Below are 21,751 nucleotides of genomic sequence, written 5' to 3' on the forward strand. Positions count from 1 at the left end.
GCGAGCCCGCGCGTCGTGCCGAACCGGCGCACGCGCCAGTAGAACTCTCCATGGCACAGATCAAATTCAGGCTGAAGAAGCAGGAGCAGCCGCAGCACACGCGTGACGCCGATCAGCATCAGCATGAGGATGCCCGGGATTGGGACGACAAGCTGCTGGACGCGGGCGCGCCGCTATTCGCCTCGAACTGGCTGCGGCTCGCCGCGACGCTGCTCGCCGTGCTGTTGTTCGCTTCCGCGATGACGGTCAATCTGGCCGCGTCGAACCAGTGGATGTTCGGCATCCTGTGCATGGTCGTCGCGATTCTGCTGAACCGTGTTCGCGGCAGGATCATCACGGTGTCGATGGTGACGCTGTCGGTGTTCGTGTCGTTGCGTTATCTGTACTGGCGGCTGACGCAGACGCTGTCGTTTACGAGTTCGCTCGACATGACCTTCGGCTATCTGCTGCTGGTGGCCGAAGGCTACGCGGTGCTGATGCTGTTGTGCAGCTACTTTCAGACGCTGTGGCCTCTGCATCGCCGGCCCGCGCGATTGCCGGCCGATAGCTCGACATGGCCGACGGTCGATGTGTACATCCCCACCTACAACGAGCCGCTGCAGGTCGTGCGGCAGTCGGTGCTGGCCGCGACGCTGCTCGACTGGCCGGCCGACAAGCTGCGCGTGTACGTGCTCGACGACGGCCGTCGTGAAGAATTCCGGCAATTCTGCGAGCAGGCCGGTGTCGACTATCTGACCCGGCCGGACAACAAGCATGCGAAAGCGGGCAACCTGAATGCCGCGCTGTCCAAGACGAGCGGCGAGTACGTCGCGGTGTTCGACTGCGATCACGTCACCACGCGCTCGTTCCTGCAGGTCTGCATGGGCTGGTTCCTGAAGGATCCGAAGATGGCGATGGTGCAGACGCCGCACGTCTTCTATTCGCCCGATCCGTTCGAACGCAATCTCGAAACCTTCCGCAAGGTGCCCAACGAGGGCGATCTGTTTTACGGCGTGCTGCAAAACGGCAACGACTTGTGGAATGCGGCTTTCTTCTGCGGCTCGTGCGCGGTGTTGCGGCGCTCGGCGCTGGAGGATGTCGGCGGCGTGGCGACCGAAAGCGTGACGGAAGATGCGCTCACCGCGCTGAAGATGAGCATGCGGGGCTACAACACCGCGTATCTCGCGATTCCTCAGGCAGCGGGTCTCGCCACCGAGAGCCTGGGCCGCCACGTCGGTCAGCGCATCCGCTGGGCACGCGGCATGGCCGAAATTTTCCGGCGCTTCAACCCGCTGTTGATCTCGGGGCTCACGCTGCCACAGCGGCTGTGTTACCTGAGCGCGATGATGCACTTCTTCTTCGGCTTGCCGCGCATCGTGTTTCTGCTGACGCCGATGGCCTATCTGTTCTTCGGCGCGCACGTCTTCCATGCTTCGGCGCTGATGGTGCTGGCCTATGTCGTGCCGCATCTGGTCATTTCGAGCGTCGGCGCGTCGCGTATTCAAGGGCGCTTCCGGCATTCGTTCTGGAGCGAAGTCTACGAAACGGTACTGGCCTGGTACGTCATTCTGCCCGCGCTGCAGGCGGTACTTTTCCCCGGCAGCAAAGGCTTCAACGTGACGTCGAAGGGCGGCGTGATCCGGCAGTCCTTCGTGGACTGGGCGATGGCGCGGCCGTACATCGTTCTGCTGCTGATCAATCTGAGCGGCTTCCTGGTCGGGGTCATCGGTCTGATCCGCAGTCCGGGCTGGCCCGAAGCGACCAGTATTCTGTTCAACCTGGTGTGGGTCACCTACAACATCATGAATCTGAGCGCGGCCGCGGGTGTCGCGAGCGAATCGAAACAGCTGCGCGTTACGCCGCGCGTTCCGATCGAGCTGCCGGCCGCGGTGATCCAGGCCGACGGACGCCGCATCGACTGTCAGACCAGCGACTATTCGCATGGTGGTCTGGGGCTCGTGCTGCCCGAGGGCGAAGCGCTGCCGGAGCGCGGCGATCGCATCACGGTGGCGGTCTTGCGCGACGACTACGAGGACGTGTTCCCGGCCGAAGTGCAGGTGTGCCGTGGCCGCACTATCGGCGTGAGTTTCCCGACGCTGACGATCGCTCAGGAGCGCGCATGGATCGGCGCGACGTTCTCGCGCGCCGATAGCTGGATCGCGTCATGGGGCCGATATCGTCCCGACCGGCCGCTGCGCAGCCTGGTCGAGGTGCTCGGCATCGGCATGCGCGGCTTCAGGGATTTGTTCCGGCATCTGTTCCTGGGTGGGAATGAGCGCGTTGGCCGCTCATCCGCGGTCCCGGCAAGCGACCTGGGAACCAAGCAATCGTGACTGTCGGTTACCTGTCGCTTGTGCGCTCCCTGACGAGCGCGCGCCGTGTGAGTGCGCTGCTGTGCGCGGCCTTGTTGTCCGCGGGGGGCGGTGTGCTGGCCGCGTCCGCGCCTGCCGCGTCGGCGGCATCGGCATCGGCAGCGGTTGCATCGCAGCCGTCCTCGCCCGAGCCGTCCGCATCGGCGATGCCGGCCGATCCTGCACTGCAAAGCCCGCAACCGGACGCCGGCGCCGCGCCGCCGGCCGGTGCATATACCTACCGGATTCCGCTGTTGCGGCAAAACGCGGAGCAAGGTTTGACCTTGCGCGGCGAAGACGCGTATGCGGGCACGGACTTCGGTTTGCGCCGCGACGAGCGCGTGGTCAGCGCGCGGCTCGTGCTGGACTACAGCTATTCGCCGACGTTGCTGCCCGTGCTGTCGCATCTGAATGTGCTGGTCAACAGCGTGGTGGGCGCGACGATCGCACTGCCCGAGCCGGCACCGCAAACGCCGGCGCATATCTCGGTGGATCTGCCTGTGTCGCTGCTGTCGGGCTTCAACGAGCTGACCCTCGAATTGATCGCGCATAGCAAGGCCAGCGATCAGGGCAACAATCCGCTGAGTGCCGATCTGTGGCTGAAGGCCGGCCCGGACAGCGCGCTCGAACTGACGGTGGTGCCGACGGCGCTTGCCGGTGACCTGTCGCAACTGCCCGCGCCGTTTCTCGACGTACGTGATGCGCGCGCGGTGGAGTTGCCCGTCGTGCTGCCGCAAGCACCGCTCGCGCAGCGGCTCGAGTCGGCCGGTATCGTGACCTCGTGGCTGGGCGCGCAGGCGGGCTATCGCGGCGCGCATTTTTCCGCGAGCCTGGGTGCGATACCCGCGCATGGACATGCGGTCGTGCTGGCGCTGCCGGGCGAGTTGCCCGGTCTCGCGCTGCCCGCGGTCAACGGGCCGATGATCGCCATCGTGGCGAACCCCAACGACCCCAACGGCAAGCTGCTGGTGATCACCGGCCGCGACGACGCACAGATCCGCGAGGCCGCGACCGCGCTGGTGCTCGGCGCGAAGACGCTGTCGGGCTCGTGGGTCAAGATCGACGCGCCGGTTGCCGTCGTGCCGCGCAAGCCTTATGACGCCCCCAACTGGCTGCCGTCCGACCGTCCGGTGCAACTGGGCGAGCTGCTGTCGCCGGAACGTCTGACGGTGCAGGGTTTTCGTCCTGGCGCGATCAATCTGGACCTGCGTCTGCCGCCGGGGCTGTTCGGTTTCGACAACAGCGGCGCGGTGCTGAACCTGCACTACCGCTATACCGCGCGGCCGGAATCGACACGCTCGGAACTCGGTGTGCTGGCCGGCAACACACCGCTCCAGACGTTGCCGCTGCCAGGCGATACGTCGGACGGCCAGGCGACGATCCGTATTCCGACCTATCTGCTGCCGCCGCTGACGACGCTGCGATTCGACTATCGCTACGAGTCCGTCGAGCCGAAAGATCACTACGAGGATGTGCCCGGCGGCCCGCTGTCGAGCGCGATCGATCCGACGTCGACGATCGATATTTCGCGGCTGCCGCGCTACGCGGCGATGCCCGATTTGCGCGCGTTCGGCGACGCGGGCTTTCCGTTCACGCGGATGGCCGATCTGTCCGCGACCGCGGTGATCCTGCCCACGCAGCCCGTTGCTGGCGACTATTCCGCGTATCTGACGCTAATGGGCAGCATGGGCCAAACCACCGGTTATCCGGTGCTCGGCGTGACGGTGGGCGCGCCGGACCAGGCCGACGCGCTGCGTCGCAAGGACCTGCTCGTGCTGGCGTCGGGCGACAACCAGCCGCTGCTCGATGCATGGCGTCATGATCTGCCGCGCGGTTTCTTCGCGCCGGTTGCCGCATCGAACCACTGGCTCGCCACGTGGTGGGACAAGCTGACGGGCGGCCATGCGCAGGCTCAACGCGAGGCCGCCACCGCCTCGCTGTATAGCAGCGACGACCACGACGGCATGGTCGCGGGACTCGAGTCGCCGCTCGCGAGCGGCCGCAGCGTGGTGGTCGTATCGGGCAATACGCCGGACGGTCTCGACGCCGTCGTGAAGGTGCTGCAGGCGGACCGTTACCTCGTCAGCAAGCGTCCGGACGACAAGCTCAGCGGCAGCCTCGTGGTCGTGCACGACGGCACGCTGACCACGTTGAATCGCGATCAAAGCTATTTCATCGGCTCGTTGCCGCTCGGGCTCGCGCTCGAATGGTTCTTCGCGAGCCACATTCTGCTGCTGCTCGTGGCGACGCTTGCGAGCGTCGCACTGATCGGTCTGCTCGGCGGCGTGGTGCTGCACCGGCGCGCGCTGAATCGACTGGACCCGGATCTTCCCCAGACATCGCAACGTGAAGAAGGACAAAGAGGTTCTCATGTTTAGAAGACGGCCTGACATCTCCCGGGCACGCCTCGCGCGTTGCATGACTGCGCAACCTGTGTGGCCGGCACTGCTGCTCGGTTGTGCGCTCGTTACATCGACGGTGACCCACGCCGCGCAACCCGCGGCTGCGCCGGCATCGGTTGCGCAGCCGGCAGCGGGTGATAGCGGCGCGGCGAATAACGCGGCAAGCAACGCAGCGAGCAACGACGCAAACGGCGCGGCAAATAGTGCGGCCAACAACGCAGCGTCGCCGCAGTCCGCTCCCGAAGCCGGCGCCGCGACCGGGGCTTCGTCGACGGTCACCTATTCGTTGCGGCAACTCGGCGCGCAATATGCGCTGAACCTGCGCGGCGTCGACGGCAGCAATACACTGCCGGTCGGCGTGCGCGACGACCGTGTCGTCACCGGCGCGCGGCTGAATCTGCGCTACGCGTATTCGCCGGCGCTGCTGCCCGATCTGTCGCACATCAACGTGCTGGTCAACGATCAGGTGGCGGCCTCGATCGAGGTGCCCAAGAACACGGCCGGCACCAATCTTCAGCGCACGATCACGCTGCCGCCGTATCTGTTCACCGCGAACAGCAAGCTGCGTCTGCAACTGATCGGCCACTACACGAATCAGTGCGAAGACCCGCTGCATTCGAGCCTGTGGGCCAATATCGGCAACGACAGCACGCTGAGCATCGACACGCAGCCGCTCGCGCAAGCGGGCGATCTCGCGCGTCTGCCGCATCCGTTCTTCGACGAGCACGATATTCGCCGTCTGCATCTGCCGTTCGTGTTCGCCGGCAATCCCGATACGGCCGCGCTCGAAGCGGCCGGCGCGGTGTCGTCGTGGTTCGGCGCATTGGCAAGTTATCGCGGCGCGGATTTCCCGGTATCGATCACCAGCATTCCGGCGACGGGCAACGCGGTCGTCATCGTCGAAGGCACGGCGCAGGCGAGCGTGGCCGGCGCGCCGCTGCAAGGGCCGACCGTTGCGGTCGTGGCCAACCCGAACGATCCGAACGGCAAGCTGCTGCTGGTGATGGGCCGTGACGCGAAGGAACTGAAGAAGGCCGCCGACGCGCTGGTCACCGGCAGCCAGACGCTGGCGGGTTCGAGCGCGCTGATCACGCGCTTCGCCGACCTCGAGCCGCGCAAGCCGTACGATGCGCCGCGCTGGCTGCGCACCGATCGTCCGGTGTCGTTCGGCGAGCTGGTCGACGCGAAGCAGTTGCAGGTGTCGGGCTACAGCCCCGATCTGATCCGTATCGACACGCGCGTGCCGCCCGACCTGTTCGGCTGGCATGAACCGAACGTGCCGATCGACCTGCATTACCGCTATACGCCGCAGCCTTATATGGTCAATTCGTCGCTGCTGTTCAGCGTCAATGACCAGTTCATGAAGTCGATGCCGCTGCTCGCGCTCGAACGGCTCGAGGGCGGCAGCAAGCTGCGCGCCGACGTGTTGCCCGACAGCAGCCTGCCGCGCCAGGCGAAACTGGAAGTGCCGCTGCAGGCGCTGTTGCAGCCGAACACGCAGCTGCAGTTCCGCTACATGTACGACTACATCAAGCAGGGCGAGTGCCGCGACATCATCATCGACAACGTGCGCGGCGCGATCGATCCCGAATCGACGATCGATCTGTCGCAGTACCCGCACTACATCGCGATGCCGAACCTGGCCTCGTTCGCCGAGGCGGGCTTCCCGTTCACGCGGATGGCCGACCTGTCCGGCACCGACGTCGTGCTGGGCGCCAACGCGGGCACGCCGGAGTACAGCGCGTATCTGGCGGTGATGGGCCGCATGGGCAATTCGACCGGCTATCCGGCGCGCGGCGTCACCGTGCTGCGCGGTCAGCGCATCGACGCGATGCCGTCCGACAAGGATCTGCTGGTGATCGCATCGGGCGCGGATCAGGCGTGGCTCAAGGACTGGGCGCAGAACATGCCCGCCGCGTACGAGCACGGCGCGCAGTTCGCCGTATCGGATCTGCCGGCGCGTGTGCTCGGCTGGTTCCATGCGAACCCGCGCCTCGACGCCGAACCGAGCCGCCTGTCGCTCGCATGGACGGGGCCGGGTGTCAGCGCCGTGCTCGCCGGCTTCGAATCGCCGAAGCAGACGGGCCGCAGCGTGGTCATGCTGGCCAGCAATCAGCCCGACGGCCTGAAGGACGCGGTCGCCGCGCTGCTCGATGTGTCGAACTACGCGAAGCAGCCGATTCAGGGCAGCCTTGTGTCGATCCGTGGCAAGGAAGTCGATTCGCTCGTCAGCGAGCCGACCTACTACGTCGGGCATCTCGGCATCTGGCGCGGTCTCGACTGGTGGCTTGCATCGTTCGGCCTGTCGCTCATCGGTGTGCTGAAGGCGCTCGGTATCATCGCGCTCGTGCTGATCGCCGCCGGTTTCTTTGTGTTCCTGCGACGCCGTCAGGCGCGCAGCGATGCCGAAGCCCGCGAGCGTCTGCGGGCCGCGCGGCAGCAGCAACAACAATAACAAGAAGGGAAAGTCATGTTAGTCAGACGCAGCCGCAAGCTGGCCGGGATTGTCGGGCTGTTGGCCGCCTCGGCCGGCCACCCGGTATGGGCGCAGGATGCGACGTCCAACATGCTGGTCGAGCAGGGCCGCTACTGGCAGGCGCATGACAAGCCCGATCTGGCCGCGCAGTCGTGGTCGAAGCTGCTGTTGAGCGATCCGAAGCAACCCGAGGCGCTGTATGGGATGGGGACGATCGCCGTCGGCAAGCAGCAGTTCGCGGCGGCGAACGGCTATCTGACGAGACTGCGCGCGGCCGCGCCGGGCAGCCGCTTCGTGCTGCTGCTCGAACAGAACCTGCGGCTCGCGGCCGAGCCGGGCAAGTCGGAGTTCGCCAAGGCGCGCCAGATGGCGCAAGACGCGGTGAACCAGAAGGATCAGGCCGGACTCGCGGCCGCTATCGCCGAATACGACAAGGCGCTGGGCGGCAAGCCGCCGCAAGGCAGCGTGGCGCGCGAGTACTACAGCTATCTGGGCTATACGGATAACGGTCTGGGTCAGGCGATCCAGGGACTGCAGCGCCTGAATACCGAAACGCCGAACGACCCGAACACGATGTTGTCGCTCGCCCAGCATATGGTGCGCGACGAAAAGACTCGCGCGGCGGGCATCGCGCTGCTCGAGAAGCTGGCCGCGCGTCCCGACGTCGGCGGCGAAGCGACCGAAGTGTGGCGCTCGGTGCTGACCTGGGTCACGCCGACGCCGCAAGACAAAGCGTGGTTCGACGACTATCTGAAGCTGCATCCGGACGATGACGAAATCCGTCATCAGATGGTCGCGCCGCATGCGGCCGCACCGACCGGGCCGGTCGTCGATGCGCGGCTCACGCGCGGTTTCGCCGCGTTCAAGGCGGGCGACATCACCACCGCCGAGCAGTCGTTTACCGCGGTGCTGCATGACAAACCCGACAGCACCGATGCGCTCGGCGGCCTCGGCCTCGTGCGTATGCAGCAAGGCGATCTCGCGCAGGCCGAGAAGCTGTTGTCGCGCGCGGTATCGCGTCCGGGCGCGGGCGCGAACTGGGCGAAGGCACTCAATTCCGCGCGCTACTGGCTGCTGGTGAACCAGGCCGAGGGCGCGCAAAACGTCGGCGACTTCACGGCTGCGCGACGCGATCTCGATCAGGCGCTGCGGCTGGATCCGGCCGAGCCGGGCGGACGCAACGCGTCGGCCCGGCTGTACGCCGCGCAAGGCGATCTGAAGCGCGCGGAAAAGGGCTACCGCGATGTGTTGGCGACGAGCCCGAATAACCGCGAGGCGCTCACCGGCCTCATCGATATCCTCGCGCAGACCGGACGCGCCGATGAAGGCCAGAAGTTGATCGACGGTATGTCGGCGGAACAGAAAACCGGCATCGGCGGACTCGACCGGCTGCGTGCGTCGGTTGCCGCGGGCCGCGCCGACGCCGCCGTGCAGCGCGGCGATCTGAAGGCTGCGAGGCAGATTCTCGAAGACGCGCAGCGCAACGCGCCCAACAATCCGTGGATTCGTCTCGAACTGGCGCGCTACGAATTGAAGCAGGGCCACGCGGACCAGGCGAAGCAACTGGTCGACGGTCTGCTCGTCACGAACCCGGACGATCCCGAAGCGCTCTATGCGAGCGCATTGCTGGCGATGCAGATGGGCGACTGGACTCGCGCGCAGAACACGATGGCGCGCATCCCCAGCACGTCGCGCACGCCGAACATGGTCGCGACCGCGCAGCAGATCGACTTTCAGGTGGTCGTCGCGCAGGCATCGCAAACGGCGCTCGAAGGCAATCTGGAAGACGCGCGCAGCATGCTGGCGCGGCTCGAGCCGGCGGCGGGCCAGGACCCGGCCAAGGTCGGCGCGTTGGCGCAGGCCTATGTCGACGCGGGCAACACGCCGCGCGCGATGAGCCTGATGCACGGGCTGATGCCGAATGGTCTGAAGGGCAGCGGCCCGGATGTGCAGCTCGCGTATCTGGGCCTGTTGCTGAAGACCGGCCAGAACGTGCAGGCCGGGCTCGCGATGCGCGAGCTGCAAGGCGAGACGCTGAGCGCGGACCAGCGTCAGCAACTGGACGAGCTGAACTACCTGTACACGGTGCGACTCGCCGATCAGCAACGTCAGCAGGGCGATCTCGCGCAGGCCTACGACACGCTGGCGCCGATCCTCGCGAAGCGCCCCAACGACAGCCTCGCCATCGCCGCGCTCGCGCGCATGTATGCCGCCGATGACAAGTACGATCAGGCGCTGTCGCTCTATCAGAAAGCCCTCGCGAACGACCCCGACAATCCGGGTCTGCAACTGGGCGTCGCGATGGCGGCGGTACAGGCCGGCAAGAACAGCGTTGCCGATGCGGCATTGAAAGACGCCGTCGCGAAGGCGCCCAACGATCCCGACGTGCTGGCCGGCGCCGCGCGTATTTACGTGATGCAGGGCAAGACCCGCGAAGCGCAGTCGCTGCTCGAAGCCGCGATTGCCGCGAAGGAAAAGCGGCTCGGCGTGCAGGCGCAAGACGTCCACGTGGCGGGCAATCCTTTTGTTCACGACGACGATGCTCGTCGCCGTCAGGCGCGCAATGCTCGCCAGCCGGCCGCGAATCCTTTCGCGCGGCAACCGGCAGACGCAGATAGCGTGCTGGCGAATCAGCCGGCTGGTTTCGGCGCTGCGGGTTCGAGTTCGGCTTCGGGCTCGGCTGCGGTTTCCTCCACGGCCGGCGCGAGCGCATCGAACATGACATCCACGGCCGCGCGCGAGCGCTCGTCGTCATCCACTCCGTCTATCGTGCCGACCGTTGCGGGCACACCGGTCGGCGGCGCGTTGCCGCAAGACACGGTCGCGGCGAGCGAGCCTCAGGACGGTTCGCCGTCGCTCGAAGACATGCGCAACGAACTCAGCGATTTGCGCGCGCAGCGTTCGCCGGAAATCAAGGGTGGGCTCTTCGTATCGTCGAACAACGCGGCACCCGGCGCGGGTCAGTTGACGAACGTGCAGCAGGCGCTGGAAGCGGTGGTGCCGGTCGACAACGGCAAGCTGTCGATTCGCGTGAGCCCGGTCGAACTCGAAGGCGGCACGCTCGGCACCGACGTCTATAGCGCCAGTCAGTTCGGCGGCGGCCCGGCGGCCACCCGCGCGCAGCAGGCCGGCAAGGTCGCCGCGCCGGGCAAGCAGAGCGCCTACGGGGTCGGTCTGGGCCTCGGCTACGAGACCGGCAACTGGATGGCCGATATCGGCACCACGCCGTTGGGCTTCAAGTACAGCAATGTGGTCGGCGGCGTGACGTTCAGGAATTCGATCGATGCCGGCCAAGGCAGCTGGTTCAACGCGGGCGTGTCGCGTCGCGCGGTGACCGACAGCATCACGTCGTTCGCCGGCTCGACCGATTCGCGCTCCGGCCTCACCTGGGGTGGCGTGACGTCCACTGGCGTGCATGGCGCGATCGGCCTCGACAATCAGGATTTCGGCGTCTACGGCTACGGTTCCTTCAAATACCTGGACGGTCATAACGTGCAGTCCAACGTGGGCGCCGAGGTGGGTGGCGGCACGTACTGGTATCTGCTGCGGACGCAGAACAGCATGCTCAGTGCGGGCTTCAACCTGAACGGCATGATCTACGACCACAACGAAAACAACTTCACGTACGGCAATGGCGGCTATTTCAGCCCGCAGCGGTTCTATGCGTTCAACCTGCCGCTCACATGGGCGCAGCGTTCCGAGCGTTGGACTTACAAGCTGCAGGGCGCGGTCGGTGTGCAGTACTACCACCAGGCCGGCACGCCGTATTTCCCGAACGACGGTGGCTTGCAGGCGGCGGCGGTGTCGGCGGCTTCGGCGATTGGCCTCGCCGACGGCGCGGTCCATCCCGACCAGTCGTCGACCGGCTTCGGCTACAACCTGCTTGCCACGGCCGAATACCGTTTCACCAATCACCTGATCGGCGGAGCGTCGGTGGGTGCCAACAACTCGTCGAGCTACCGGCAGTGGGCGGCGGGCCTGTATCTGCGCTATACACTCGCGCCGCAGACCAAGGCGCTGGATATGCCGGTCATTCCTTATCAATCGCATTACAGCGATCAGTAACGTGACACATTGATCGATCGAACATTGGATTATTTTTCAGGAGTCTTAGAGTCATGCTTGCTTCCGTACTAGCTGGCCTCAGCATTTTGATGATCGGCGATAGCCATCTGAGCGAACCGGGTTATCTGATCGATACGTTGCAGGATCAACTGATCGCCGCCGGTGCTCAGGTGCATACCTATAGCGTCTGCGGCAGCGTGCCGGGCGACTGGGTGAAGTCCGTGCCCGGCACGTGCGGCGGCGCCGAGCGTAACGGCAAGGCGCCCCTCGTGATCGACCACAACGCGAAGACCCAACCGGTCGATCAACTGATCGCCGCGAACAAGGCCAAGCTCGTGATCATCGTGCAGGGCGACACGATCGGCGGATACGGCAAGGACGACTTCCCGAAGGCGTGGGCATGGCAACAGGTCACCGCGCTCACGCAAGATCTCGCCGCCAACAAGACGGCCTGCGTATGGATCGGGCCGGTGTGGGGCACGGAAGGCGGCAAGTATCAGAAGAGCTTTGGCCGCGTGAAGCAACTGTCGGCGTTCCTCTCCGCGAATGTCGCGCCGTGTCAGTACATCGATTCGCTGACGTTCTCCAAACCGGGTGAATGGGCGACCGTCGATGGTCAGCATTTGACGACGACCGGCTACAAGCACTGGGGCGACGACATCATGAAGACCCTGGTCAAGCTGCCCATCACTCCGCAGAAATGATGCGCGGGGCTTCGCGACGCTTCGCCTGCCCAGTTATCCGCTAGAGACAAGAATGAAAAATTTTCTCTCACGCCTGTTGTGGTCCGGCTTCGCGCTGTGCGGCGCCGGTTTGTCGGTGCAGCCGGCGATGGCCGCTGACATTCCGCTCTATCCGACCGGTCCCGCCGCGGACTCGTCGTTCGTGCGTTTTGTCGATGGTGGCTCGCATGAACTCGACGTCAGCGCGGCGGGCTCGAAAGCGCGTCTGACGCTGGACGCCGCGAATCCCGCCAGCCACTTCTTCCCGATCGCCGCCGGCAAACCGGTGGCCGGTTCGCTGAGCGCCGGCGGCGCGCACGCGGACGTATCGGCGACCGTGCAGCCCGGTGAGTTCGTCAGCATCGTCGCGCTCGATGGCGCGGATAAAGCGGGTGGTCTGCATACCGTGACGGTTCGCGAAAAGCCCGATGACTTCAATGCGCTCAAAGCGTCCGTCGCGTTCTACAACCTCGACGCAGGCTGCGCGACGCCCACGCTGAAAGTGCCGGGCCGCGACATCGTGCTGCTCGACGGCGTAGCGGTCGGACAGGCGAAGCGTCGTCAGGTCAACCCGGTCGCGCTGTCGGTGCAACTGGTGTGCGGTGGCCAGCCCGTGGGGCAGCCGCTGAGCCTCGGCACGCTCGCGGCGGGGCAGCGTTACACGGTGTTGCTGGTGCCGGGCGGCGCGCATTCGCGAATCTTCTTTGCGAACGACGCGGTGAGCCGCTGATCTCTCCTTCGACTGAGAACGTTGCATGGTTTTCGCGTCCCTCGAATTCCTGACGCTATTTCTGCCGGCCTTTCTCGCGATCTACGTCGCGTTGCCGGCGCGTTGGCGCAATGGCGTGCTGCTGTTTTGCAGCTGGTTTTTCTATGGCTGGTGGAGCCCGGTTTTTCTGCTGCTGTTCATCGCGCTGACTTTCTGGGGCTGGTTCGGCGGCATGGTGATCGACCGGGCACCGAGTCAGCGCGCGCGCGGCGGCTGGCTCGCGGTCTTTATCGTCGTCAACGTGCTGACCCTGTGCTGGTACAAGTACGCGAACATCGTCGTCGATAGTCTCGATAGCGTGCTCGGCGCGGGCCATGCCGGGCCGATTCCGTGGCGGCACGTCGTGCTGCCGATCGGGCTGTCGTTCATCGTGCTGCAATCGATCTCGTATCTGATCGACGTGCAGCGCGGCACGGTGGCCGCCGATCGCAGCATGATCCGTTACGGCGCGTATCAGGGCATGTTCGTGCATCTGATCGCCGGGCCGATCATTCGCTATGCGTGGGTGAGGCGCGAGCTGGTGTCGCGCGAGGTCGAATGGGACGGTTTTGCGGCCGGCGCGCGGCGGCTGATGGTCGGCATGAGCATGAAGGTGCTGGTGGCCGACACGCTATCGCCGATGGTCGACGCGATCTTCTCGCTGCATGCGCCGACGCTCGCCGACGCGTGGCTCGGCTGCGGCTTCTACACGCTGCAATTGTTCTTCGATTTCGCGGGCTACAGCGCGATGGCGATCGGCCTCGGGCAGATGCTGGGCTTCCGCTTTCCGGAGAACTTCAACCATCCGTATCTGGCCAGCAGCATTCAGGATTTCTGGCGCCGTTGGCATCTGTCGTTGTCGAGCTGGATTCGCGACTACCTGTATATCCCGCTAGGCGGCAATCGTCAGGGCGAGTGGCAAGCCTGCCGCAATCTGTTACTGACGATGGCGATTGCCGGCCTGTGGCACGGCGGCGATAGCTGGAACTTCCTGCTGTGGGGCATTCTGCATGGCCTCGCGCTGATGGTCGCGCGCCTTTGGCGCCGCTTCGGTCTGGTCGCTGTACCGAGCTGGCTGTCGCACGTGCTGACGCTGCTGTTCGTGATGCTCGCGTGGACGCTGTTTCGCGCCGCGGGTTTCGATGCCGCGCTCGCGATGTATCGCGGTCAGTTCGGTTTGAACGGCATCGGCCTGAGCGACGCGACGATCGTGCTGCTGCGGCCCGTGCATGCGCTGGCGGCTGCGCTCGGTATCGTCTGCGTGCTGCTGCCGCTGTGGCAACAGCGGTGGGACAGCGTGCCGGACACGACGCTGAAGCAGCTATGGCAGGCCGCGTGGCCGCTCGCGGGTTTTCTGTTGTCGTTCGGTCTGATCGTCGCGCGCGGCGCGGTGCCTTTCCTCTACTTCCAGTTCTGACGCCATGGAAGATCCGAAGCCGCTACCTCAATTACCCGCGACGCGCGCCAGTAAGATTGCCGCCGTCATCCTGATGGTTTTCCTGTTCGGGGGCCTGGCTTCCAATCTGTGGTTCGCGTCGACGTCCGCATCGGTGCTGCCCCATGCGGTGACGCGGGCAGGCATCGAGGACGGCACGGTCTCGAAAGAACTCGCCAATCGGATGGCCGATGCGCCGGTCGCCGCCGACGCGGCGCGCATGCAGCGCGCGGTCGGCTGGCTGACGTTGCACGATCTGGGGCCGCGCGTGCGGCAGGGCTGCCCGGGGTGGCTGTTCCTGCGCGACGAACTCAGCGTGTACGCCGATAGCGACAGCCATCTCGCCACGCGCGCGGCGACGGTGGCCACCGTGCAGCGCGATCTGGCGAAGCACGGCATCGCGTTGCTGGTCGTCGTGGTGCCCGACAAGTCGCGTATCGAGCCGCAGCATCTGTGCAGTCTGTATCGGCCGGTGTCGTTGAACGCGCGTCTCGCGGACTGGACCTCGCGTCTTGCCGCCGACAGCGTGCCGGTGCTCGATCTGAGCACAGCGCTGCATGGCGCGCCGGGCGGCGCGTTTTTCCGCACCGATACGCACTGGACCGAAGACGGCGCGGGCGCCGCGGCGCAGGCCGTCGCGCAGCGCATCCGCGCGATGGGCGTGCCGCTCGGTTCGAGCAAGCCCGACTATCGCGTGACGGACCAGCCTCCGCATCGCCGCCCCGGCGATCTGGTGCGTCTGGCCGGCCTCGACGATTTGCCACCGTCGTGGCAGCCGAGGCCCGAGATGGCGACGGGCCGTGACTACGTTCATCAGGCGCAGACGGCCGCATCGGCCGACGATCTGTTCGGCGACGCGGATCTGCCGGACATCGCCGTGATCGGCACGTCGTATTCGACGACCTCCGATTTCGTGCCGCAGCTCGCGCTGGCACTCGGCACCGGCGTGGGCAATTTCGCGCGCGAGGGCGGCAAGTTCGGCGGCTCGGCGCGCGCCTACTTCGCGAGTCCCGCTTATGCGCAGACGCCGCCCAAGCTGATCGTCTGGGAACTGGATGAGCGGGATCTGCAGTCGCCGCTCGAAGCTGAGGATACGGTCGTCGTGCCGAAATCGAACGCCACCGACTCACGGACTCCGCATGTCGAAGCCAGCACGCTCTAGCGGCCAGCGCCTGCTGGCGACGCTGTTCGCGACGGGCGCGCTGCTGCCTGGCGCCGACCTGCTCATGGCAGCTCCGCTGCCGGTAAACATCACCGTGGATGCCGCGGCTAACCGGCATCCAATCAGCCCGCTGATCTACGGCTTGAACTTCGCGACGCCGCAAATCCTGCGTGATCTGCGCGCGCCGATCAACCGCTCGGGCGGCAACACCGCTTCGGCGTACAACTGGCGCGTCGATGCGCACAACACCGGGCAGGACTGGTTTTTCGAAAGCGTGCCGACCGACCCGAAAGACGTCTATCAATACAACGAGCGGTTCGTCGCACTGACCCGCGACGGACACGCGAGCCCGATGCTGACCATCCCGATGATCGGCAGGGTGGCGCGGCTCGATAAGAACGGCAAGCCGCTCGTCAGCTTCTCGATCAACAAATACGGCAAGCAGCAGAGTGCCGATGCTCACGGTCTGTCTGATGCGGGCAACGGCATCGCACCCGACGGCACACCGATCAAAAACGATCCCGACGATGCGTCGATACCGGACGATCCGCAGAGCCAGCAGGAGCGCGTTAAACAACTCGTGCGTGGCGCCGCGAGCGCCGGTGCGGACAGTGCGCGCTACTACCTGATGGATAACGAGCCGAGCCTGTGGCAAGTCAACCATCGCGACATGCATCCGGTCGGCGCCCATGCGAGCGAGGTCGCGAACAAGGTGATCGCCTATTCGCGTGCGGTGAAAGCAGCAGATCCGGCTGCGCGGATCGTCGCGCCGGAAGAGTGGGGCTGGGCCGGATATCGTTTCAGCGGCTTCGATCAGCAGTCTTTCGCGTCGCATGCGCAGGGCAATCCGTCGGACCGGGACAACGAAACGCGTGGTATGGATTACGTGCCCTGGTTGCTCGCGCAATGGAAGCAGGCCGGCCATCCGGTCGATGTTTTCAGCCTGCATTTCTATCCGCAGGGCGGAGAATTCAGCGAAACGCAGAATGCGGGCGCCGCTGAATCGCCTGCAATCGAACTAACCCGTAATCGCTCCACGCGCGACCTGTGGGATACGAGCTACAAGGATCCGACCTGGATCAATAGCGTGGTCGCGCTGATCCCGTTGATGCGGCGCTGGGTCGACAGCTATTACTACGCGGGCACGCCGATTGCGCTGACCGAATACAGTTGGGGCGGCGATAACACGATGAACGGCGCGACGACCCAGGCCGACGTGCTCGGCATCTTCGGCCGCGAAGGGCTGGACATTGCGACGCGCTGGGGCATCCTGAATCCGGATATGCCGGTGTACAAGGCGATCAAGCTGTATCGCAACTACGATGGCCAGGGCTCGGGTTTCGGCACCACCAGCATCGCCGACACGCAGCCGGACCCGGATCGGGTGTCGTCGTTTGCCGCCGTACGGGACAACGACCGCGTGATGACCATCGTGGTGATCAACAAGCAGCTCGATCAGGCGGCCGATGCGACGATTGCGATCAGCAACTTTGCCGCGACTCAAGGAAAAGCCGAGACCTGGCAGCTAGCGGACAACGCGCTATCGCATCTGCACGACACCGATTACGCGAGCGGCCATTTGCACGTTACTCTGCCGCCGAAAAGCGTGACGCTGCTGGTGTTGCGAGGTGCGGGGCGGCAGTAAGCCGTTAAGCGCATGCGCGCGCGGATCCGGTGTTCCGCATGTGGCAGACTCATGTGAACGGCTGGACCGACGAAGGTAACACCGCGCCTGCTTTTCTGCGAGCAATCATGATCCATGTACCGCATCGCAAGAAGTCGTCCACTGCATCGCCAGTACGTATCGGATGTGCTGGATGGGGACTGTCGGCCAGCGTGGCGGAACGGTTTCCCGCAGGAGGAAGTCATCTGGAGCGGTATGCGCAGGTCTTTTCCGCGGTTGAAATCAATTCATCGTTCTATCGTTCGCACCAGCCGAAAACTTACGCCCGATGGGCGGCAAGCGTGCCTGGCACATTCCGCTTCGCTGTCAAGATTCCGCGCAGGATTTCTCACGAATTGAAGCTGCGCGACGCGGAGTCCGACGTCAGCGAATTCGTGCAGCAGATCGCGCCGTTGGGCGAAAAGCTCGGATGTCTGTTGCTGCAGTTGCCGCCCAGCCTGGCGTTGGATGAGATCTCGGCACGAGATTTCTTCTCGCTGCTACGAGGCCTCACTCAAGCGCGCGTTGTCTGCGAACCGCGTCACGCAAGCTGGTTTACCGACGAGGGCGCGCAAATGCTGAAAAGCGCGGGGGTTGCCTGCGTGCGCGCGCATCCATCGCCGGTCGCCGGCCTCGAACCGGTGGGTGACCCGCGCACGTTCTACATCCGTCTACATGGCTCGCCGGAGATTTACTACTCGGCATACGATGAACCGTTCATCGAAGCGGTGGCCGAGCGCATCATTGAGGCCCGACACTCAAGCTCCGAAATCTGGTGCATTTTCGACAATACCGCGCGCGGTGAGGCGATTCCCAATGCGCTAATGCTGATGGAGAAACTGGCGAGGTGAGCATGTCTGGCTATGCTCGTGTGCCTGTCGATCGGCCTTGCAGTGTCGTGAAACACGCTGCCGCATCTGCTCGAATCCTGGCAAGCTGAAACTCACAATTGACGGATTCACGCATCAGCGCACATCAGGCATATTTATCGCCTGACGGCGGCCACACTGGTGGCGGCAACCGTACCGCCCATTCGCACTCGTTGATCAGGGAACTCGATGTCACCAGACGAATTCGCCAGTCGCTACCCAAGGCTCTATCACATCACCGGTCCCGAAGCGGTTGCTGGTATCCGCAGACACGGCTTGCTGGCGACCACCGAGTTGCTGACGTTGTTCGAAGCCAGTAGCGCGACGCGCCAGCAAATCGTCGGCAGGATCAGGCCGGCATCGGTGCGCATCAGTCATCCCGTGCTGGGCAGCGCGACGATTACCGACAACATACCGATGAACGAACGCGCGCTGTCCGCGTGTCTCGATGACGGTTTGTCGACCGCGGACTGGCTCGCGATACTGAACCGGCGAGTCTTCTTCTGGCCCGACGAGAAAAGCGTCGCGATACATGTTGGCGCAAGCGCCAGAAGAGGAATCGACAGGATCGTGATGGTCTTCGACACGACGAGCATTGCGCAAGCGCATCATCAGCAAATCGAGGTATCACCGATCAACAGCGGATCGACGATCCGAAAGCCAGCCAGAAGAGGGCTCGGCACGTTCTCGGCGATTCACCGATACGAGTACGGCGAGTGGCAACGTCTCAGAGGCATGCGCGACACGATCAAGGAGATCACCGTCATCGGCGGGGTGCGCGATGTCGAGCGTCATCTGCTCGAGTGCCGCGACGCCGCGGGCTTCACGCAGCAGCGGTGTTCGTGAATTCGCCCGACGTGAGATGGTCGGCAAGCCCCGACACGCTACCTGCCTGCCGCCGTGACGCGATCCGCGACGGTATTGTCTACCAGCGCCGCATCGGTCAGTGTCGCGGGAATATCGAAGAATTGACGTGCCGTCGCGACGTTCGGAGGATTCAGCCGCAGCGTCGCCGCAACGTACGGCAGCATGTTCTTCCACGCGGCGTCGGAGATCGCCGGGTCGGCGTGTGTACCGTGCGTGTCATGAAAGAGGCGCCCAGGTCCGAAAGACGCGCTCCGCGCGCTACGCACTACGCGCGAGTTCGCCCGAGCTCTGATCAAACCCGCTTTCGGCGCGCCTGCGCGTTGCGTTGGCGGTCGCCGTCGTTTGCCGGTCTGGCGTTTTGAGTGCACGGGCGTCCCGGAGCGCACCGCGTGCATCGACGAGTTGCGCGTACAGCGCGAGATAATTCGACGCCGGAATTTGCCAGCCGGAATCGCGGTTCATCGCATTGCGCTGCAACGCGTGCCATGACGACGGACTCATGAAGGCTGCCAACGCGCGGTCCATCGCGTGCACGACATTGTGCGGATGGTCGCCGTCGAATAGAAAACCGGTCGGGCAACCGTCATCGGGCGTCTGATGCGGCGCATAGTCGATGATCGTATCGGCGAGGCCGCCGACACGCGAGGCAACCGGAATCGTGCCGTAACGCATTGCGTACAGTTGTGTCAGTCCACATGGCTCGAAGCGGCTACCGTGCAGCAGGATGTCGGCGCCCGCGTGGAGCATATGGGCGCGACGCTCGTCGTAGCCGATCTGCACGCCAAGACGGCCAGGCCACGCGGCGGCCAGTTCCTGCATCGCGCGCTCGAGGCTGCGCTCGCCCTGTCCGAGCACGGCGAACTGCAGGCGCGGATGTTGTTGCAGCAGTTCGGGCAGCGCGCGCACGATGACATCCGCCATTTTCTGTTCAGTCAGACGGCTGCCGATCGCGACGAGCGGTGCAAAGGGATCGCGCGTCAGGCCAAACGCCTGTTGCAATTCGCGTTTGCACGCCTGCTTGCCGACCGTGTCGTCGACGCTATAGCGGCGTGCGATATATTCGTCCGTGGCCGGATCCCACACCGACGTATCGATGCCGTTCACGATGCCACTCAGCTTCGCCCGCTGCGCCTGCAGCACACCTTCCATGCCGTGCCCGAACTGCGGCGTCATGATTTCGTTCGCATAGCGCTCGCTCACAGTCGTGACGCGATGCGCGTGAACAATGCCCGCCTTCATCATGCTGAGCGAACCATAAAACTCGATGCTGCGTTCGTCCGTTAGCGCGGGCACGACCAATTCGGGCGGCACGCCAATCCAGCCGGCCAGTGCAAGCGGATGGTTGCCTTGAAAGGCGAGGTTATGGATCGTGAAGACGCTTTTCGCCGCGACGCCGGCAACGCGCATGAAGAGCGGCGTGAGACCCGCGTGCCAATCATGCGCGTGCACGATATCGGGGCGCCTCAGATTGCGAACGCCGCGTGCGACTCGCGTGGCCGCTGCGGCGAGCGACGCAAAACGCGTCAGGTTGTCGAGATAATCATGACCCTGCGGATCGCGGTACAAGCCTTCGCGCGCGAATAGATGGTCCATTTGCAACAACAGCACGGTGACGTCGCTACCGGGCATGCGTGCCCGCAGCAGACGTGCGTCACCGCCGGGCAGACCGGTCATCCGCGCAACGGGGACAATATCGACCGCGCATGCAAGCGCCGCCGGGTAGGCGGGCATCAGTATCGAGACGTCCACGTTCGCATCGCGCAAGGCGACGGCGTAGGCGCTGACCATATCGCCGAGGCCGCCGGATTTGGCGAGCGGGAAAGCTTCAGAAGCGACAAGAAGGACGTTAAGCGGCAAGGTAGCCCCCACAAGGACGCGTTTTTGCACTGATCAGTGCGGAAAGGACAGGGCATCGTGACAGCAAGCCCTGTGCCCAGACGTCCCAGTTGGAGGCGCGGATACCGTACTTACGCGCCGACCCCGACTGGCGCGGATTCGCGAATGTCTCTACAGCGGTCGGTCATGAACGAATTCCGACGACACGTACGCGGCTGCGCGTAAAAACGCGCGACTCGGCAACGGTAGCGCAGGTCGAGCCTCGAAACCCATCGTCATTTAAGCCCCGAGGTCAGCGCTCCGCGGGGATGACTTGTAGAAGCGGTTCGGGCGTCAGCGCGATCTTCCCTGTAAAGGGCCGGTCGTGAGCAAGGATGAGCACGATTGTCGTTGCGAATACAGCGGAAAACAGACTGATTGCCACAGCAGATGCCCGCCGGTTTTCACAATGAACCAACGCGATCGCGAACAGCAGGCAGACGCCCAAAAATATCAGGCACGCCCATTTAACGGCGTTCACTTCGGTTCGGCTAATCAGAATCCGCTCGCGACGGGCTTCGAGCGCCTGTCGCAGGGATGCCACCACCTCGCGCTGCGCTGTCTGCTGTCCGGGCGTATTCACGGCGAGAGAAAGCGTGGACTGAATTGCCTTGTTTAACGACGGAGGACTGATGTTGAGCGTGACAACTCCCTTCGCCATCAACGGCCATTCGGTCGTTGCCGTGTATTGGATATAGTCGCGTACCAGCCTTCGCAATTCGACTTGTGATTCGGGTGGCAGAACGGCGGACATGACAACGATCGAGCGCAGCGCACCGGCTTCCATGTCGACCGCGGCATTGGCGCGAGCCGTGTCGTTCCAGACTTCTGCGGCAGTAAATGCGATGAACAGGCCGAAGATAATGCCGATTGGAGAAAGCAAGGCGGGGGAAATAGCCCCATATGACCGGCCATGCTGGCCGCCAGCGAGCCTGGCCGTGATGACATGAAGCGCTGCGCCCGTGAGAAATGTCGCGCCGAAGGCGACGAGTGTCATCAGCCATATCGGCAGATCGTGCAACCATGTGCTCATCATTGTGGCTTCCTCCACGCGCGGCTTGACTTGAATGCAGGTGAATACGCGCTCAACCAAACCATGGGAGTCAATCGACAGTCTGTACGCGCGACCACTATCCA

At 64.6% G+C, this 21,751-nt stretch carries 14 protein-coding genes; 11 read left to right on the plus strand and 3 right to left on the minus strand.

Features of this window, described 5'->3' with window-relative positions; genetic code table 11:
- The first annotated feature begins 50 nt into the window (after positions 1 to 50).
- The 11 genes from bcsA (at position 51) to L0U82_RS23285 (ending at position 18,718) form a co-directional block, all read left to right on the plus strand.
- Positions 51 to 2,312: a UDP-forming cellulose synthase catalytic subunit gene (bcsA, locus tag L0U82_RS23235; protein ID WP_233834895.1), complete on the plus strand. Its 2,262-nt coding sequence runs from the start codon at positions 51 to 53 to the stop codon at positions 2,310 to 2,312.
- Positions 2,309 to 4,708, plus strand: a complete 2,400-nt coding sequence (gene bcsB, locus L0U82_RS23240) for a cellulose biosynthesis cyclic di-GMP-binding regulatory protein BcsB (protein ID WP_233834897.1) — start codon at positions 2,309 to 2,311, stop codon at positions 4,706 to 4,708. Before bcsA ends, bcsB (L0U82_RS23240) begins: the two co-directional genes overlap by 4 nt.
- Before the next feature lie 40 nt (positions 4,709 to 4,748).
- Positions 4,749 to 7,187, plus strand: coding sequence for a cellulose biosynthesis cyclic di-GMP-binding regulatory protein BcsB (gene bcsB, locus L0U82_RS23245; protein ID WP_233834899.1), 2,439 nt, complete (start codon positions 4,749 to 4,751; stop codon positions 7,185 to 7,187).
- A gap of 15 nt (positions 7,188 to 7,202) precedes the next feature.
- Positions 7,203 to 11,273, plus strand: coding sequence for a cellulose biosynthesis protein BcsC (locus L0U82_RS23250; protein ID WP_233834901.1), 4,071 nt, complete (start codon positions 7,203 to 7,205; stop codon positions 11,271 to 11,273).
- A 53-nt stretch (positions 11,274 to 11,326) separates the two neighbouring features.
- Positions 11,327 to 11,977 carry an SGNH/GDSL hydrolase family protein gene (locus tag L0U82_RS23255; protein ID WP_233834903.1) on the plus strand — a complete coding sequence of 217 codons (651 nt, stop codon included), beginning with the start codon at positions 11,327 to 11,329 and terminating at the stop codon, positions 11,975 to 11,977.
- A gap of 52 nt (positions 11,978 to 12,029) precedes the next feature.
- Positions 12,030 to 12,725, plus strand: a complete 696-nt coding sequence (locus L0U82_RS23260) for an alginate O-acetyltransferase AlgF (protein ID WP_233834905.1) — start codon at positions 12,030 to 12,032, stop codon at positions 12,723 to 12,725.
- A gap of 25 nt (positions 12,726 to 12,750) precedes the next feature.
- Positions 12,751 to 14,160: an MBOAT family O-acyltransferase gene (locus L0U82_RS23265; RefSeq protein WP_233834907.1), complete on the plus strand. Its 1,410-nt coding sequence runs from the start codon at positions 12,751 to 12,753 to the stop codon at positions 14,158 to 14,160.
- Positions 14,161 to 14,164: 4 nt separating this feature from the next.
- The gene (locus L0U82_RS23270; protein ID WP_233834909.1) at positions 14,165 to 15,340 is read left to right on the plus strand and encodes an alginate O-acetyltransferase AlgX-related protein; all 1,176 of its coding nucleotides are present in this window, start codon (positions 14,165 to 14,167) and stop codon (positions 15,338 to 15,340) included.
- Positions 15,318 to 16,985, plus strand: coding sequence for a glycoside hydrolase family 44 protein (locus L0U82_RS23275; protein ID WP_233834911.1), 1,668 nt, complete (start codon positions 15,318 to 15,320; stop codon positions 16,983 to 16,985). The genes L0U82_RS23270 and L0U82_RS23275 overlap by 23 nt, the downstream gene beginning before the upstream one ends.
- Before the next feature lie 107 nt (positions 16,986 to 17,092).
- Complete coding sequence (locus L0U82_RS23280) at positions 17,093 to 17,854, plus strand: DUF72 domain-containing protein (protein WP_233837464.1); 762 nt, start codon at positions 17,093 to 17,095, stop codon at positions 17,852 to 17,854.
- A gap of 207 nt (positions 17,855 to 18,061) precedes the next feature.
- Positions 18,062 to 18,718 carry a DUF7002 family protein gene (locus L0U82_RS23285; RefSeq protein WP_233834912.1) on the plus strand — a complete coding sequence of 219 codons (657 nt, stop codon included), beginning with the start codon at positions 18,062 to 18,064 and terminating at the stop codon, positions 18,716 to 18,718.
- 38 nt (positions 18,719 to 18,756) lie between these two features.
- Here L0U82_RS23285 and L0U82_RS23290 read toward each other — a convergent pair whose 3' ends face one another.
- From L0U82_RS23290 to L0U82_RS23300, 3 genes are all read right to left on the minus strand, one after another.
- The gene (locus L0U82_RS23290) at positions 18,757 to 18,903 is read right to left on the minus strand and encodes a hypothetical protein (RefSeq protein ID WP_233834913.1); all 147 of its coding nucleotides are present in this window, start codon (positions 18,901 to 18,903) and stop codon (positions 18,757 to 18,759) included.
- Positions 18,904 to 18,997: 94 nt separating this feature from the next.
- Entirely contained in the window at positions 18,998 to 20,596 is a 1,599-nt protein-coding gene (gene glgA, locus L0U82_RS23295; protein WP_233834914.1) for a glycogen synthase GlgA, read from the minus strand.
- A gap of 271 nt (positions 20,597 to 20,867) precedes the next feature.
- Positions 20,868 to 21,650 (minus strand): bestrophin-like domain, encoded by a 783-nt coding sequence (locus tag L0U82_RS23300; RefSeq protein ID WP_233834915.1) that lies wholly within the window; start codon positions 21,648 to 21,650, stop codon positions 20,868 to 20,870.
- Between the last annotated feature and the right edge of the window lie 101 nt (positions 21,651 to 21,751).

It is taken from the genome of Paraburkholderia sp. ZP32-5 (assembly GCF_021390495.1).
Classification (GTDB): Bacteria; Pseudomonadota; Gammaproteobacteria; order Burkholderiales; family Burkholderiaceae; genus Paraburkholderia.